Annotated in this window: 13 protein-coding genes; 9 read left to right on the top strand and 4 right to left on the bottom strand. The window is 65.9% G+C overall.

Annotated elements, in window-relative coordinates:
* The first annotated feature begins 8 nt into the window (after window positions 1-8).
* Window positions 9-860 carry a MaoC family dehydratase N-terminal domain-containing protein gene (locus tag NLN62_RS24765; RefSeq protein ID WP_027528736.1) on the top strand — a complete coding sequence of 284 codons (852 nt, stop codon included), beginning with the start codon at window positions 9-11 and terminating at the stop codon, window positions 858-860.
* A 139-nt stretch (window positions 861-999) separates the two neighbouring features.
* Window positions 1,000-2,619, top strand: a complete 1,620-nt coding sequence (gene mdlC / locus NLN62_RS24760; RefSeq protein WP_254110549.1) for a benzoylformate decarboxylase — start codon at window positions 1,000-1,002, stop codon at window positions 2,617-2,619.
* 279 nt (window positions 2,620-2,898) lie between these two features.
* On the opposite strand, the gene NLN62_RS24755 is transcribed toward mdlC, so the two are convergent.
* Together NLN62_RS24755 and NLN62_RS24750 are read right to left on the bottom strand one after the other, a co-directional pair.
* Window positions 2,899-3,693 carry an SDR family oxidoreductase gene (locus tag NLN62_RS24755; RefSeq protein WP_254110548.1) on the bottom strand — a complete coding sequence of 265 codons (795 nt, stop codon included), beginning with the start codon at window positions 3,691-3,693 and terminating at the stop codon, window positions 2,899-2,901.
* 43 nt (window positions 3,694-3,736) lie between these two features.
* Window positions 3,737-4,432, bottom strand: a complete 696-nt coding sequence (locus tag NLN62_RS24750; protein WP_254110547.1) for a hemolysin III family protein — start codon at window positions 4,430-4,432, stop codon at window positions 3,737-3,739.
* Window positions 4,433-4,613: 181 nt separating this feature from the next.
* On the opposite strand from NLN62_RS24750, the gene NLN62_RS24745 reads away from it, so the two are divergent.
* Window positions 4,614-6,083: a YcjX family protein gene (locus NLN62_RS24745; protein WP_254110546.1), complete on the top strand. Its 1,470-nt coding sequence runs from the start codon at window positions 4,614-4,616 to the stop codon at window positions 6,081-6,083.
* Complete coding sequence (locus NLN62_RS24740) at window positions 6,080-7,108, top strand: YcjF family protein (RefSeq protein WP_254110545.1); 1,029 nt, start codon at window positions 6,080-6,082, stop codon at window positions 7,106-7,108. Before NLN62_RS24745 ends, NLN62_RS24740 begins: the two co-directional genes overlap by 4 nt.
* A 134-nt stretch (window positions 7,109-7,242) precedes the next feature.
* Here the strand turns inward: NLN62_RS24740 and NLN62_RS24735 are convergent, their stop codons facing one another.
* A complete protein-coding gene (locus NLN62_RS24735; protein WP_254113659.1) occupies window positions 7,243-8,880 on the bottom strand; it encodes a glycosyltransferase family 39 protein in 1,638 nt (545 codons plus the stop codon).
* Between the two features lie 232 nt (window positions 8,881-9,112).
* On the opposite strand from NLN62_RS24735, the gene NLN62_RS24730 reads away from it, so the two are divergent.
* The 4 genes from NLN62_RS24730 to NLN62_RS24715 all read left to right on the top strand — a co-directional run bounded on the left by NLN62_RS24730 (window position 9,113) and on the right by NLN62_RS24715 (window position 12,912).
* On the top strand, window positions 9,113-10,843 hold the full coding sequence (locus tag NLN62_RS24730; RefSeq protein WP_254110544.1) for an adenylate/guanylate cyclase domain-containing protein: 1,731 nt from the start codon (window positions 9,113-9,115) through the stop codon (window positions 10,841-10,843).
* A 140-nt stretch (window positions 10,844-10,983) separates the two neighbouring features.
* Entirely contained in the window at window positions 10,984-12,183 is a 1,200-nt protein-coding gene (locus NLN62_RS24725) for a molybdopterin-dependent oxidoreductase (RefSeq protein ID WP_254110543.1), read from the top strand.
* Window positions 12,184-12,195: 12 nt separating this feature from the next.
* Window positions 12,196-12,501: a sulfite:cytochrome C oxidoreductase subunit B gene (locus NLN62_RS24720; protein WP_027527931.1), complete on the top strand. Its 306-nt coding sequence runs from the start codon at window positions 12,196-12,198 to the stop codon at window positions 12,499-12,501.
* Window positions 12,502-12,711: 210 nt separating this feature from the next.
* Window positions 12,712-12,912 (top strand): cold-shock protein, encoded by a 201-nt coding sequence (locus tag NLN62_RS24715; protein WP_027527932.1) that lies wholly within the window; start codon window positions 12,712-12,714, stop codon window positions 12,910-12,912.
* A 174-nt stretch (window positions 12,913-13,086) separates the two neighbouring features.
* Here NLN62_RS24715 and NLN62_RS24710 read toward each other — a convergent pair whose 3' ends face one another.
* Window positions 13,087-13,548, bottom strand: a complete 462-nt coding sequence (locus tag NLN62_RS24710; protein ID WP_027527933.1) for an Lrp/AsnC ligand binding domain-containing protein — start codon at window positions 13,546-13,548, stop codon at window positions 13,087-13,089.
* A gap of 112 nt (window positions 13,549-13,660) precedes the next feature.
* Here NLN62_RS24710 and putA point away from each other — a divergent pair, with 112 nt between their 5' ends.
* On the top strand, window positions 13,661-16,660 hold the full coding sequence (gene putA, locus NLN62_RS24705; protein WP_254110542.1) for a bifunctional proline dehydrogenase/L-glutamate gamma-semialdehyde dehydrogenase PutA: 3,000 nt from the start codon (window positions 13,661-13,663) through the stop codon (window positions 16,658-16,660).
* Window positions 16,661-16,729: the final 69 nt, after the last annotated feature.

Raw genomic sequence — 16,729 nt, 5'->3', positions numbered from 1 at the left:
GAGGCGTCATGACCGAGAAGCTCGACATCGATCATTTGCGGCAATGGATCGGCCGCACCCAGGAGGCCACCGACACCGTCACCGCACAGCTCGTCAAGGGCCTGCGCGCAACGCTGTTCCAGGAGGTCGGCGAGCCCAGATCCGGCGATGCCGCGCCGTTCACGGTGCATTGGTGCCTGGCGCAGCCGGTGTTTCCGATGTCGATGCTCGGCCCCGACGGCCACCCCACCCGCGGCGGCTTCCTGCCGCCGGTGCCGCTGCCGCGCCGGATGTGGGCTGGCGGCGAGATCGAATTTCTCGAGCCATTGCGCGTCGGCGATGACTCGACCCGGACCTCGCGCATCGCCGACGTTACGGTGAAGACCGGCTCGACCGGCACGCTGTGCTTCGTCGCGGTCGAGCACACCATTACCTCCCCGCGCGGGGTCGCGATCCGCGAGCGGCAGGACATCGTCTATCGCGCGATGACAAGCAGCCAGCCCGGCGGCGCGAAGGCCCCGCCTCCGCCGCCCAAGGCGCAGCACCGCGAGACGCATGTCTCCGATCCCGTGCTGCTGTTCCGCTACTCCGCACTGACCTTCAACGGCCACCGCATCCACTACGACCGCGACTACGTCACCAAGGTCGAGGGCTATCCGGGCCTGATCTTCCATGGGCCATTGCAGGCAGCGCTGATCATCGAGATGGCGGCGAAGATGCGGGGCGGCAAGGCGCCGAAGAAATTCAGCTATCGCGGCGTACAGCCGCTGTTCGAGGGGACGGAGTTCTCCGTCAACGCGAATGACACCGACGCCGGCCTCGAGCTGTGGACGGCGAATGCGGAAGGACAGCCGACGATGAAGGGAACGGCGGTGTGGTGATACACTCTCCTCGTCATTGCGAGGAGCGCACCGACGAAGCAATCCAGACTATCACAGCGGTAGCAGTCTGGATTGCTTCGCTTCGCTCGCAATGACGAGCGGGGCAGGGAGCTTCAATAAACAACAAGGGACGGAAACAGTGGCGAAGAACGGAAAATCCGGCAGCAAATCCGTCTCCGTCAAGGAGGCAACGCTCGACCTGTTGCGTGGCTTCGGCATCAGGCGCGTGTTCGGCAATCCCGGCTCGACCGAGTTGCCGTTCCTCAGCGACTGGCCCGACGATATCGACTATGTGCTGGCGCTCCAGGAAGCCTCCGCCGTCGGCATGGCCGACGGCTACGCGCAGGCAACGCGCAACGCCGGCTTCGTCAATCTGCATTCGGCGGCCGGCGTCGGCAACGCGCTCGGCAACATCTACACCGCGCATCGCAACCAGACGCCGCTCGTGATCACCGCGGGCCAGCAGGCGCGCTCGATCCTGCCGTTGCAGGCGTTCCTCTATGCCGAGCGCGCGTCCGAATTCCCGCGGCCCTACGTCAAATACAGCGTCGAGCCGGCGCGCGCGGAAGACGTGCCGGCCGCGATCGCGCGCGCCTATCACACCGCGATGCAGCCTCCCTGCGGGCCCACCTTCGTCTCGATCCCGATCGACGACTGGACCCATGCGACGACGCCGGTCGAAGCGCGCAAGGTCAGCCGCGAACTCGGGCCCGAGCCGGAGGCGATGACGGCGCTGGTCGCCGCGCTCAATTCGAGCAAGCACCCTGCCCTCGTCGTCGGCCCCGGCGTCGACCGCGCCGGCGCCGTCGATCGGATGGTACGCGTCGCGGAGAAGGCGAAGGCGAGCGTCTGGGTGAGCCCGTTCTCGGCGCGCTGCTCGTTTCCGGAGCGCCATCCGCAGTTTGCGGGCTTTCTGCATGCCTCGCCCGGCCAGCTCTCGGATGCGCTGCGCGCGCACGATCTCGTCGTCGTGATCGGCGCGCCGGTCTTCACCTTCCATGTCGAAGGCCACGCGTCGATCTTCGACGGGGGCACGCAGATATTCCAGATCACCGACGATCCGGATGCCGCCGCCGTGACGCCGGTCGGCGCCAGCATCGTCGCGACCATGAAGCCGGCGCTGAGCGCGCTGCTCGACCTGCTGCCGGAGAGCAAGCGCGCGACGCCAAAGGGCCGCACACTTCCACCAGCGCCAAAAGCGGCCGATCCGCTGCCGGTCGAGTTCCTTCTGCACTCGCTGTCCGAAGCGATGCCGGAGGGCAGCTCGTTGGTCGAGGAAGTACCCTCGCACCGGCCCGCGATGCAAAAGTTCATGCCGATGCGCGGCCAGGACAGCTTTTACACGATGTCGAGCGGCGGGCTCGGCTACTCACTGCCCGCCTCCGTCGGCATGGCGCTCGGCAAACCGACGAGCCGCACGGTGTGCCTGATCGGTGACGGCTCGGCGATGTATTCGATCCAGGCGCTATGGACTGCTGCGCAGCGCAAGCTGCCGCTCACCGTCGTCGTCATCAATAATTCCGGCTACGGCGCCATGCGCTCGTTCAGCCAGGTCATGCAGGTGCGCAACGTGCCGGGGCTGGAATTGCCCGGCATCGATTTCGTCAAGCTCGCCGAAGGCATGGGCTGCGACGCGATGCGGGTGACGAAGGCGGCGGAGCTTGGGGATGCGCTCAAGCGCGCTCTCACGTCCAACGGCACGAGCCTCGTCGAGGTCGTCGTGGACTCGGCGGTGCCGCTGCTGTACGCGAAGAATTAGGCTGCGCTTTAACCCATCATCATTGCGAGGAGCGAAGCGACGAAGCAATCCAGAGTGCCACCGCGGAAGCAGTCTGGATTGCTTCGCTGCGCTCGCAATGACGAGATTGTTGAAACGGCTCGCCAGATTCTCGGTGTCATCACCCGCCTTGTGCGCAATTGCGCACTGGAGCGGGCGATCCAGTATTCCAGAGGCCGTGACGAATACGGAAAAGCCGCGGCGTACTGGATGCCCCGCTTTCGCGGGGCATGACGGCGTCAGTTGTGGCTGCGCATCCCCCTACTTCCCGAATTCCTCCCGCATCTTGGCCTGGATCTTGGCCATGCCGCCGATCCAGCGGTCGTAGTCCTCGGTCTTCTTGCGCATGTAGCCGAGCACCTGCGCGTGCGGCAGGATCAGGAACGTCTCCTGCGCGATGCCGGCGAGCGCGTCTTTCGCGACCTGCTCGGGCGAGAGGTCGCCGTCGCCACTTTGCGGCCCCTTCGGGATCGCGCGCAGCATGTTGGTATCGACGCCCTGCGGGCAGAGGATGGACACCCTGATGTTGTGCGCCTTGTGCGAGATCGCGAGGTTTTCGGCAAAGCCCACCGCTGCATGCTTCGTTGTCGAATAAGCGGGGCTGCCGACCTGCGAGAGCAGGCCCGCGGCCGAGATCGTGTTGAGGAAATAGCCGCCGCCGCGGGCTTTCATGCGCGGGACGAGGTGCCGCGCCGCGTACACGTGGGCCATGACGTGGATCGCCCAGCTCCGCTGCCAGGGCTCATCCGACGAGCCGCCGGCGTTCACTGATAAGGGATCGAAGCCGCCGCCGATGCCGGCGTTGGAGCAGAACAGCTCGATCGGGCCGAACTGCCGCTCCGTTTCGTCGATGACGTGGGCGATGTCCTTTTCCTGGGCGACGTCGCATTTGAAGGCGGCGCCGTTCACGGTGGCCGCCACTGCGCGCGCGCCGGCGGCCTCCATATCCGCGACCACGACCTTGGCCGCGCCTGCCTGATGAAACACCTCGCACAGCGCCTTGCCGATGCCATTGGCGCCGCCGGTGACGACCACGACTTTGCCGGTCACCTGCATCCGACGTCTCCTCTTATGCCGCTTATACCGCTTCTGTTCGCGCTCAGCTCAGGACGAGATCGAGCACCGCGGTATAATGGCACGCCGCGCCGGCCAAGACAAAGCCGTGCCAGATGGCGTTCTGGAAACGCAGGCGCCGCCAGGCGTGGAAGATCACCCCGAAGGAATAGAGCGCGCCGCCCGCGACCACGAACCACAGCGCCATGGTCGGCAGCGCCTTGACCACGGCGTCGTAGAGCATCAGGCCGCTCCAGCCCATGGCGAGGTAAATACCGACGGCGACGCGGTCGAACCGGCCGGGCCAGCCGAGCTTGAGCACGATGCCGAGGATCGCCACGCACCAGACACCGACGAGCAGCGCCAGCGCGAAGGTGCTGTCCTTTAGTTCCAGGATGAACGGGGTGTAGGTCGCAGCGATGAGGAGATAGATCGCCGAGTGGTCGAAACGCCGCAATATCCATTTGGCCGGCGACACCGGCCACAGATTATAGGTCGCCGACAGCACCAGCATCGAGAGCAGGCCGGCGACGTAGATCGAGACGCCGACGATGTCGACCGCGCTGGCATTGACCGCTGCCAGCACCACCAGAACGGACGCCGCGACGATGCCCGTCAGCACGCCGATGGCATGGATGACGCCGTCGGCGATCAGCTCGGCACGGTCATAGTCCCAGCCGATGACGTCGGCTGCGGCATGGACGGAGGTCGACGCGAGTTCTTTCAGTCTAAAAACGGTCATGGCAGTCCGAAGGCGACGCTGTGGCACTCTTATGTGGGTCTTTCGTGGTCGGCGAGGCGTTCAAAGGCTGGTTCACCCGAAAACGCGGTGGAAGTATGAAGCTTGATTTTCCTCAAGCAGTTGCCACTTTTGTGACTAGTCCAATCTGCCTATTCCGCCGGCACGAGATCCCTCCTCCCCCATGGCATTCAGCTTCCAGGATATGGTCGAAGAGGCGCGCCTGTCGGCCCGGGCGCTGCTCGATTATGGCGAGCACTTCTTCAATCCGACTGTCCGGCTCGGCGTCACCGGCCTGTCGCGGGCCGGTAAAACCGTGTTCATCACCGCGCTGATCCATGCGCTGACGCGCGGCGGCCGGTTTCCGGTGTTCGAGGCCTTTGCCTCCGGCCGCATCGCACGTGCAAAACTCGCGCCGCAGCCCGACGATGCCGTGCCGCGCTTCGACTACGAAAACCATCTGCGCGCGCTGACCGAGGACCGGCACTGGCCGAACTCCACCGTCGACATCAGCGAGCTCCGCCTCGTCATCGACTACCAGCGCCAGAACGGCGCGGACCGTAACCTGACGCTTGATATCGTCGACTATCCCGGCGAGTGGCTGCTCGATCTGCCGCTGCTGCAAAAGAGCTACGAGCAATGGTCGGCGGAGAGTCTGGCGCTGTCGCGCGCGGCGCCGCGGGCGCATCCGGCGGCCGACTGGCACGCGCATCTGGCAACGCTCGAGCCCGAGGCAGCCGAGGACGAGCAGGCAACGCTGACCTCCGCAAGGCTGTTCACCGAATATTTGCGCGCCTGCCGCGACGAGCGCTTTGCCATGAGCCTGTTGCCGCCCGGCCGCTTCCTGATGCCCGGCAGTCTCGCCGGCTCGCCGGCGCTGACCTTTGCACCGCTTGATGTGCCCACGGGCGGACAGGCGCCGGAGGGATCGCTGTGGGCGATGATGGTACGCCGCTACGAGGCCTACAAGGACGTCGTGGTGCGCCCCTTCTTTCGCGACCACTTTGCCCGGCTCGACCGCCAGATCGTGCTGGCCGATGCGCTCGCCGCGTTCAACTCCGGCCCCGAAGCGCTGCATGACCTCGAAGCCGCGCTCGCCGGCATTCTGGATTGCTTCCGGATCGGACGCAGCACCTTTATCTCCAGCCTGTTCCGCCCGCGCATAGATCGCATCCTGTTCGCAGCGACCAAGGCCGATCATTTGCATCACTCCAGTCACGACCGCCTCGAGGCCGTGTTGCGGCGCGCGGTGTCGCGGGCTGTGGCGCGCGCTGAAAGCACCGGCGCCGAGGTCGACGTGGTGGCGCTCGCGGCCGTCCGCGCGACGCGCGAGGCGCAGGTTGCGCGCGGACGCGACAGACTGCCATCCATTCTCGGCACGCCCACCGCGGGCGAAAGCGCCAATGGCGAACTTTTCGACGGCAGTACTGAAGTGGCGACTTTCCCTGGCGATCTGCCTGCCGACCCGGAAGCGCTGTTCAACGGCGCCGAATCATTCCGCGGGCTTTCGACTGCCGCTGCTGAGACGAGCGACTTCCGTTTCCTGCGCTTCCGCCCGCCAAAGCTCGAGCGCGAGGGGGCTGAGGAGCCGACGCTGCCTCACATCCGCCTTGACCGTGCCTTGCAGTTCCTGATCGGAGACAGGTTGGAATGAACGAGCGACACGAGCAGCGGCGGCCCGCGACGTTCCGCCTGGATGACCCGGGCGTCGTCGTGACCGAAGCCGATGAGCCCGGACGACTCAGCCGCGCCGCGATCCAGATCACGCCGGAGCCCGATCCCTTGGCGCTGCCCGTGCCGGTCGAGACGCCGGTCGTGGTGCGGCGCGGCTTCCCCTGGGGCACGCTGTTCTGGTCGGGCCTTGCCGGGCTGACGCTGCTCGGGGTCGGGCTTGGCGTCGTCCATCTGATCGAGGATCTCTTTGCGCGGAGCGAGAGCCTCGGCATCGTCGGTCTCGCTCTCGCCTTCGTCACCACGCTCGCACTCGCTGTCGTGGTCGGACGCGAGGCGTTCGGTCTTGCCCGGCTCGCGACCATCGAGAAGCTGCACCAGCGCGCGACAAGCGTGCTCGCCAGCGACAACCGCGCCGAGAGCCGCGTCATCGTGCAGGATCTGCTGCGCATCGCGCATCAAAACCCACAGCTCGCACGCGCCCGCGCGACGCTGCAAAACCACGCCGGTGAGATCATCGACGGCGCCGACATGATCCGCCTCGCCGAGCGCGAGCTGATGACGCCGCTGGATGCGGAAGCGCGGCGGCTGGTGTCATCGGCCGCGCAGCGGGTTTCGATCGTCACCGCGGTGAGCCCTCGCGCGCTGATCGATGTGCTGTTCGTGTTCGTGGCCTCGCTGCGCCTGATCCGCCAGCTCGCGCGGCTCTATGGCGGCCGCCCCGGTGCGCTTGGCATGATCCGGCTCTTGCGCCACGTCATCGCCCACCTCGCCATCACCGGCGGCATGGCCGCGAGCGACAGCCTGGTGCAGCAGATGCTCGGCCACGGGATAGCAGCAAAACTGTCGCAACGCCTCGGCGAAGGCGTGCTCAACGGACTATTGACGGCGCGGCTTGGCCTCGCCGCCATCGACGTCACGCGCCCGTTGCCGTTCGCAGCACTGCCGCAGCCGAAGCTGTCGGATCTTGCGACGGATCTGCTGCGGAAAAAGGAAGACGAGGAGTAGCGCTTCGCGCCACGCGCACGCTGCACCCTCTCCCCTTGTGGGAGAGGGTGGCTCGCCGCGCAGCGGCGAGACGGGTGAGGGGTCTTTCTCCGCGAGTGCATCTCTCACGACTTGAATTCGCGGAAAGAGACCCCTCATCCGGCGCTTCGCGCCACCTTCTCCCGCAAGGGGAGAAGGGAAGAGGCCGTCGCGTCCCTAACTATGCGAGTGCGCGTCTTTCGCATTTCGCCCGCCAGCACACGCCACTGGAACAGCGGCGAGTCCTTTGGCGGAGAGAGCTCAGGCGTCCAGCCGGTGAGCTTCTCCAGCGCGTAGGTGTCCATGACGAGGCCGCGCCAGCGGCGGTCGACCTGTTCGAGCGGCTCGCGAGTGACCGGCAATGCATTCCACAGCGGCAGATGATTGTCGGGCTCGCGTCCGACATAGAGGCCGGCATGCCCACTGATGCGGTCCATGCCGGGATCACGAAAATCCTGGAAGCGGCCGCGTTCGTTGATCTCGATGACCGGCACGCGGCCACGGAACAGCCAGCGCAGCATGGCGTAGGTGCGATAGTCGGTCGTCGCGATCCAGGTCGCCCCGGTCTTGTCGAGTTGCGCTTGCGCGCGCGCAGCGACCTGCTCATAGCCGGCCTCGGCGCCGATCGGATCAATCCTGCCGAGGAGATTCCAGGGCGCCACGACGTAGTAGAGAAACACCACGACGACGAAGGCGATGCCGGTCGTGACGGCCGTATCGGCCCAGAAGTTTGCCGATCGGATCATCCGCTCGGACCAGCCCTCGCGCTGCAAGCTCGCGAGATTGATGGCCGCAGCGGCGAACCCGACCGGCCACATGAACATCGGCCAGGTGTCACCGACCCGCAAGGTGAGCGATTTCCAGAGGAAGTAGAGGAACGGCACCAGCACCGCGGTCGAAAGCAGGATAGCGACCGGCTCGCGCGTGCGGTAGCCGCGCCACGCCGTCAGCGTCAGGCCGGATAGCACCACCGGCAGCATGACGAAGCCGACGAGGCCGAATTGCAGGCCGATATAATCGCCGATGGTGCGCAAGGAGACGCCGTAATTGGCGGTCGCGCGCACGCCCTGGAAGCGGAACGAGGCCCAGTCGTGCTGCGCGTTCCAGATCAGGACCGGCGAGAACACGCCAATCGCAACCAGCATGGCGAGATAGGGATAGGGGCTGCGCAGCCAGCGCCAGCGCCAATCCGGCACCAGCACGAACGCGATCACGGCGGGCAGGAACATGATGGCGGTGAACTTGGACAGCAGCGAGAGCCCCGCGAACAATCCGGCCGCGAGCCACCAGCGGCCGTCGCCGCTCTCTGTCAGCCGCACCAGCGACCAGAACATCGCGACCGCGACGGGGATCATCGCGACGTCAGGTGCGACCTTGGACATCAGCAGCCCGTAATAGAGCGCCGCCTCCGGCATCAAGAGCGCGAACACGATCGCGCGAACGTCATGCGTCATGCGTCGCACGATGTCGGCGAGCAGGCACTGCGTGACTAACATCGCCACGATGCCGCCGAAGCGGACGCCGAGCTGGGTGTCGCCGAAGATCGCGGTGCCGAAGCGAATCAGCCAGGCGATGCCGGGGGGATGGTCGAGGAAGCTGAGCGCAGCTTCCCTCGACCAGGTCCAGTAATAGGCCTCGTCGGTGCGCAGCTCGAGCATCGAGGCATAGACGATGCGCAAAGCCGTCATTGCCGCGATCACCAGCGCGGCGATGATGAGGTGCCGGCGCGCGGCGCCGTCGGGCTTTGCTGTCATGTCGGGGGCTGTCGTCACGGGCGCGCTTTTCCCCGACTTGGGAGGGGGAGTCAATGCGGGGGACACGGCGCCTCATTCTCCCCTGTCGTCCCGGGGCTCGCGAAGCGCAGATCCGGGACGACGACCGAGACAATGCAGCCCCATGCCGCGCAAGTGATCGGGCGAGCTGTTCTCGGCTGGAATTAAACTCTACGATGGCTGATCTACATGACGAGCTGATACAAACCGAATCATGGCGACCGTTCTTGCACGATTTTCCGAACTGTTCCGCGGCACCGGCGTTCGCCAGGTGCGACTGGTCTGCGGCGTCATCCTGTTTAGCTATGTGGTCAGCCATTTCCTCAACCATGCGCTCGGCAATATCTCCGTCGAGGCTATGCAGGCCGGCGTCTACTACCATGTCCTGTTCTGGCAGTTCCTGCCGGTCGCGATCCTGTTCTACACCGCGGCACTGGTGCATGCCGGGCTCGGCGTCTTCGCGCTCTATCAGCGCCGCCAGTTCCGCTGGAAGACGGTCGAGCCGCTCCAGCTCGTGCTGGGCCTCAGCATCCCAGCGCTGGTGATGGCGCATCTGATCGGCGTGCGGCTCGCCCACACGCTGTATGGACATGAAAAGCTCTATCCGCAGGAGCTCTACCTGTTCTTCGTCGCGTCCTCCACCCGGCTGTGGCAGATGACGATCCTGCTCATCGTCGCCTGGGTCCATGGCTGCATCGGGCTCTATTTCTGGCTGCGTATGAAGCCGTTCTTCCAGCGCGCCGCGCCCTGGCTGCTCTCCGCGGCCGTGCTGATCCCGACGCTGGCGATGCTCGGCATCTATCAGGGCGGACGCAGCGTCGCCGCCGACAGCGACGATGCGGACTGGCGCGCGGCCAATCTCACCCAGCGCCAGGTCGGCACCGTCGCGCAAGACCGCACGCTCAACCGCATCACCGGCGGGCTGACGTTCGGCTATCTCGGCCTGCTCGGCATCGTGCTGCTCGCGCGCGGCGTGCGGGGCTTGCGCGAGCGGCGCGGCGGCATGATCGCGCTGTCCTACGGCAACGGCAAGACGGTGCGCGTGCCGAAGGGCCTGTCCGTGCTCGAGGCAAGCCTGCGCCACAACGTGCCGCATGCCAGCGTCTGCGGCGGCCGCGCGCGCTGCTCGACCTGCCGCATCCGCGTGATCGGCGATCACGGCATCCTCCCCGAGCCGTCGCAGCGCGAAGCCTTCGTGCTTGCGCGCGTCGGCACCACCGATCCCTCGATTCGCCTCGCCTGCCAGCTGCGGCCGACCTGCGATCTCTCCTTCTTCCAATTGTTCACGCCGCACACCGCGGCGAGCATGGAAGGTTCAGGGCCGGCGCGGATTGGCCAGGAGCGCTATCTCGTCAGCCTGTTCGTGGACATGCGCGGCTCGACCCAGCTCGCCGAGAAGCGTCTGCCCTTCGATACCGTCTTCATCGTCAACCGTTTCTTAGGAGCGGTCTCGCAGGCGGTAATCGAGAATGGCGGCCAGCCGAACCAGTTCGTCGGCGACGGCATGCTGGCGCTGTTTGGCCTCGCGGCCAATCCGCAAACCGCCTGCCGCCAGGCACTGCGCGCGGCAGGCAGCATTGCCAAGCATGTCGACGAGCTCAATGAGCTCTTGAGCCATGACCTGCGCGATCCGATCCGCTTCGGCATCGGCATTCACGGCGGCGAAGTGATCATCGGCGACATCGGCTATCGCGATCACATCGTGTTCACCGCGCTCGGCGACGCCGTCAACGTCGCGGCGCGTTTGCAGGACATGACCAAGGCGCTCGCTTGCGAAGCCATCGCCTCCGACGAAGTTCGCCGCACCGCCGGTCTTGCAGAGGACGCGCTGCCGCAGCAGGAGGTCGCGATCCGCGGCCGCGACGAGCCGATGACCGTGCGCGTTATCGCCGATGCCAGGCAGCTCGGCGGCCTGGTCGACCGCGACGAGCGCGCGGCGGCCTGACGCCGCGCATTCATGCTGCGATGCAGCGTCGTGGTCACGCTGCGAAAGCACGAATTGACTTCGCACCCGCCGATGCGACAGATGATCGCGAGGCCAGCGGTGATGACCGCGACTCGACCGAAATGCTCCGGAGGGAGACGATGATCGACAGACGCGACCTGCTCAAGGGAGCGGGACTTGCCGCAGTGGCGGCCACACTGAGCTCGACCAAGGCGCTGGCGCTGGACACCGTCACGCTGCCCTTCGCCAATGGCGAGCGGCCGCTGGTGAAATATCCGCAGAAGCGGCCGATGATCGGCCTGACCAGCCGGCCTCCGCAGCTCGAGACGCCATTCGCGATCTTCAACGACGGCCCGCTCACGCCGAACAACGCGTTCTTCGTCCGCTATCATCTCTCCGACCTGCCCTACAATCTCGATCCCGACAAGTTCACGCTCGAGGTCAAGGGCAAGGTCGACAAGCCGCTCAAGCTGTCACTGAAGGACATCCGCAAGATGAAGGCGGCTGAGATCGTCGCCGTCAATCAGTGCTCGGGCAACAGCCGCGGCTTCTCCGATCCGCGCGTCGCCGGCGGTCAGCTCGGCAACGGCGCGATGGGCAATGCGCGCTGGCGCGGCGTGCCGCTGAAGGCCGTGCTCGAGATGGCCGGCGTGCAGGCCGGCGCCAAGCAGGTCACCTTCAACGGCATGGACGGCCCGGTCAGCGACGAGACGCCTGATTTCGTCAAGGCGCTCGACATCGATCATGCGACCGACGGCGAGGTGATGCTGGCCTATGGCATGAACGGCGAGGACCTGCCGTTCCTCAACGGCTTCCCGCTGCGCCTCATCGTGCCCGGCTATTACGGCACCTACTGGGTCAAGCACCTCAACGAGATCACCGTCATCGACAATGTCTACGACGGCTTCTGGATGAAGTCGGCCTATCGCATCCCCGACACGCCCTGCAATTGCGTCGAGCCGGGAACTGCGCCGAAGGCGACGATCCCGATCAACCGCTTCACCATCCGCTCCTTCATCACCAGCGTTGCCGACGGCGCCAGGCTGAAGGCCGGCCGCACGACGCTGCGCGGCATCGCCTTCGACGGCGGCACGGGCATCAAGGAGGTCTCGGTCTCGACCGACGGCGGGAAGAACTGGACGCAGGCCAAGCTCGGCAAGGATCTCGGCAGATACTCCTTCCGCGAATGGAAGCTGCCGGTGAAGCTCGCGGCCGGCCCGGTCGAGCTGAAGGTGCGTGCGACCAGCAATGGCGGCGAAACCCAGCCGGACACGCCGCGCTGGAACCCGGCCGGCTATTTGCGCAACGTCGTCGAAACCGTCCGTGTCACGGTCGCCTGAAGGAGAATGACGATGAAGCGCACCGCTCTCCTCACGCTCGCTCTCGCGGCAGGCCTACATGGCTCCGCCACCGCCGCCCCCATCGGCTACCAGAATCCGGACGAGGTCGCCGCCTTCAAGCCCGGGCCCAATCTCGACGTGGTCAAGAACAACTGCACGGCCTGCCACTCGGCCGACTACGTCAGCACCCAGCCACCGATGAAGGACAGAAAAGCCTTCTGGCAGGCCGAGGTGACCAAGATGATCAAGGTCTATGGCGCGCCGATCGACGATGCCGACGTCGGCAAAATCGTCGACTATCTCGCCGCGACCTATTGACAGGCTGCCCGCCGCCGGCCGGTCAAATGACCGCGAAACGGGCAAAACCGGCAAAACCGCCGCGAAGTTGAGCGAATTTCCGCAAGAAACCGGCATGGTTTGAGCTACCAAGCCCGTAACATTCCGGTGTATCCTGCTTCGACCGAGCCGGCCGGTTTGCGGGGACTGGCGGCTCGTGCTTGTGGAGGAAAGTCCCGCGGAGAAGACGTGATGCCCAAAGGTACGGTCAAGTGGTTTAACCCGACGAAGGGTTATGGGTTCATCCAGCCTGCGTCGGGAGGCAAGGATGTGTTCGTGCATATCTCGGCAGTCCAGAAAGCCGGTCTGTCCACCCTGAACGAAGGTCAGACGGTGGAATATGAAGAGATCGCAAACCGGGGCAAGACGTCCGCAGAAAACCTCAAGGTATAAGCCCTCCGGCATTTCGCCGCCTCCCGGATCGGATCCGGGAGCACGGGCCAAAAAAATTTAGAAGACGATCAAGTGCATTCGACGACAAGCGTTGCGATTGCGCGAGGGGTGGGCTTTTTTGCGCGTAAAGACCCCTGATCGACACGACCTCCCCGACAATCGCGACGGCACGTTTCAGCCGACCGGCAAAGGTGCGTCGCGCTTGATCTCCTCCATCACCGCATAGGTGCGCGTTTCGCGCACGCCCGGCATCGACAGCAAGGTTTCGCCGAGAAAGCGCCGGTACGCGGCCATGTCGGGAAGGCGCGCCTTCACAAGATAGTCGAAGCCGCCGGCAACCATGTGACACTCGAGCACTTCGGGCGCGAGCTTCACTGCGCGCGCGAACCGCTCGAAATTGTCCGGCGTGGTTTTGTCGAGCAGCACCTCGACGAACACCAGTAGGCCGAGCCCCAGGCGGTGCGGATTGAGCCGCGCGCCATAGCCTTCGACAAAACCCTCGCGCTGGAGCCGCTTCAGCCGCTCGCCGATCGAGGTCGGCGACAGGCCGATGCGCTCGGCGAGCTCGACATTGGCGATTCGCCCATCCTCCTGGAGGATCCCAAGGATTCTCCGGTCGATTTTATCAAGATCCATAATATCCGCTAAAAATTGGCCTACTTGCTTTATTTTCTAAGGCAAAATCGCTATCTTGTCTATCGAACTACGGCGATGCGCGGATTAGGTTTGAGCCGACACAGGACACGCCATGCCGAACACTTCCTTCCCCTTCAGTGCGCCCTTCGCGCCCGATGACGCCGAGATCGCCGCCCCGCTGTTGCGGACCGCGCACCTCACCCCGCCCCAGGAGGCGCGGATCGACCGCACCGCCACGCGGCTGATCGAGGCGGTCCGCAAGCGTGATGATCGGCTCGGCGGGGTCGAGGACATGCTGCGCGAGTTCGCACTCTCGACCAAGGAGGGCCTCGCGTTGATGGTCCTGGCCGAAGCCCTGCTCCGCGTGCCCGACGCCCGCACCGCCGATCAGTTCATAGAGGACAAGCTCGGCGAGGGCGATTTCGTCCACCACGAGACCAAATCCACCGCATTCCTGGTCAACGCCTCGGCGTGGGCGCTCGGCCTGTCGGCGCGGGTGATCCAGCCCGGCGAGATGCCGGACGGCACCATCGGCCGGCTGGTAAAGCGGCTGGGCGCGCCCGCGGTGCGCGCCGCGACGCGGCAGGCGATGCGGCTGATGGGCAACCACTTCGTGCTCGGCGAGACCATCGAGCAGGCGCTGGAGCGTGCCCGGCCCCGCTCCGGCGAGCAGCCGCGCTACTCCTTCGACATGCTCGGGGAAGGCGCGCGCACAGCCTCCGACGCCAAGCGCTATTTCGATGCCTATGCCAGTGCGATTGCAACCATCGGTAAGGCGGCGGGCGAACGTCCCCTGCCCGACCGTCCCGGCATTTCCGTCAAACTCTCGGCCCTGCATCCGCGCTACGAGGCAATCAGCCGGGGTCGCGTGATGAAGGAGCTGGTGCCGCAGCTCCTGGAGCTCGCCCGGCGCGCCAAGGCCTATGACCTCAACTTCACCGTCGACGCCGAGGAAGCCGACCGGCTGGAGCTGTCGCTCGACGTGATCGCCGCGACGCTCGCCGATCCCTCGCTCGCCGGCTGGGACGGCTTTGGCCTCGCCATCCAGGCCTATCAGAAGCGCGCGGTCGCCGTGATCGACTATGTCGACGACCTTGCCCGCGCGCACGACCGCAAACTGATGGTGCGGCTGGTCAAGGGCGCCTATTGGGACACCGAGATCAAGCGCGCGCAGGAGCGCGGGCTCGACGGCTATCCGGTCTTCACCCGCAAGGCGATGACGGACCTCAACTACGTCGCCTGCGCCTCGAGGCTGCTGGCGTTGCGGCCGCGTATCTTCCCGCAATTTGCGACCCACAACGCGCTGACCGTTGCGACCGTGCTGGAGCTTGCCGGCGATAGCGGCAGCTTCGAGTTCCAGCGCCTGCACGGGATGGGCGAGGCGCTCTACGAGCAGCTCACGCAGGATCAGCCAAAGCTCGCCTGCCGCACCTATGCGCCGGTCGGCAGCCATCGCGACCTGCTCGCTTATCTCGTGCGCCGGTTGCTGGAGAACGGCGCCAACTCGTCCTTCGTGGCGCTGGCCGCCGACTATCGCGTGGCGATGACCGCCCTGCTGCAACGCCCCGCTGACATCATTGGCAAGCCGCAAGCTGCGCATCACCCGAAGATCCCGCTGCCGCGCGAGCTGTTCGCGCCGGAGCGGCGCAATTCACGCGGCGTCGAGTTCGGCGAGCGGGCGGCGCTTGATCGCCTGCTGGCCGACACCGCGGCCGAGCCAACCGATCTCAAGCCCGTTGCCGACGCCACGCCCGAGCAGGCGAACGCGGCGGTCTCAGGGGTGCGCGCGGGCTTTGCGGCCTGGAGCCGGACGTCTGCGGGCACCCGCGCGGCGGCGCTGGAGCAGGCCGCGCACCTCCTGGAGCAGCGGGCTCCCTATTTCATCACCCTGCTCCAGCGCGAGGGCGGCAAGACGCTCGACGACGCACTCTCCGAGCTGCGCGAAGCCGCCGATTTCTGCCGCTACTACGCCGCTCAGGGCCGAAAGCTGTTCGGCAGTGGCGAGGCGATGCCGGGTCCGACCGGCGAGAGTAATGTGCTGGCGTTGCGCGGTCGCGGCGTGTTTGTCGCGATCTCGCCGTGGAATTTTCCACTCGCGATCTTTCTCGGACAGGTGACGGCGGCGCTGATGGCCGGCAACGGCGTGGTGGCAAAACCCGCCGAGCAGACCCCACGGATCGCGCGCGAGGCCGTAGCCCTGCTGCACGAGGCCGGCGTTCCCGCAAACGCGCTGCAGCTCGTCACCGGCGACGGCCGGATCGGTGCCGCGCTGACCGCGCATCCCGATATCGCTGGCGTCGTGTTCACCGGTTCGACCGAGGTCGCCCGATCGATCAATCGCACGCTCGCCGCCAAGGACGGCCCCATCGTGCCGCTGATCGCGGAGACCGGCGGCATCAATGCCATGATCGCCGACGCCACCGCGCTGCCCGAACAGGTCGCCGACGACGTCGTCACCTCCGCCTTCCGCTCCGCCGGCCAGCGCTGCTCGGCACTGCGGCTTCTGTTCGTGCAGGAGGACGTCGCCGACCGCATGATCGAGATGATCGCTGGCGCCGCACGCGAGTTGAAGATCGGTAACCCCAGCGACGTTGCGACCCATATCGGACCGGTGATCGACCGCGAAACCAAGCAGCGGCTCGACGCGCACATTGCCCGAATGAAGACGGAGGCGCGACTGCATTTTGCTGGCAGTGCGCCCGAGGGCTGCTTCGTGGCGCCGCACATCTTCGAGCTCGCCGATAGCGGGCAGCTCACCGAGGAGGTGTTCGGTCCCGTCCTGCATGTCGTACGCTACCGCGCCGAAAATCTCGAGCGAGTGCTGGGTGCAATCGATCGTACCGGCTATGGGCTCACGCTCGGCGTCCACTCGCGCATCGACGACACGGTCGATGCCATCGTCGAACGGCTGTCGGTCGGCAATGTCTACGTCAACCGCAACATGATCGGCGCCGTGGTCGGCGTGCAGCCGTTCGGCGGCAACGGTCTGTCCGGAACCGGCCCCAAGGCCGGCGGCCCGCATTATCTCACGCGCTTCACCACCGAGCAGACTGTCACCATCAACACCGCCGCAGCCGGCGGCAACGCTGCCCTGCTCGCGGGGGAGGAGTAGCCACTGCCTGCGCCGTTGCATCCCGCCAAAACATCAGTCAAATGACCGACAGATCAGCACGCGCTAATT

The organism is Bradyrhizobium sp. CCGUVB23, assembly GCF_024199885.1.
GTDB lineage: Bacteria > Pseudomonadota > Alphaproteobacteria > Rhizobiales > Xanthobacteraceae > Bradyrhizobium.
The sequence above is the reverse complement of the archived record's forward strand: the minus strand, read 5'-3'. Positions and strand labels throughout refer to the sequence as shown.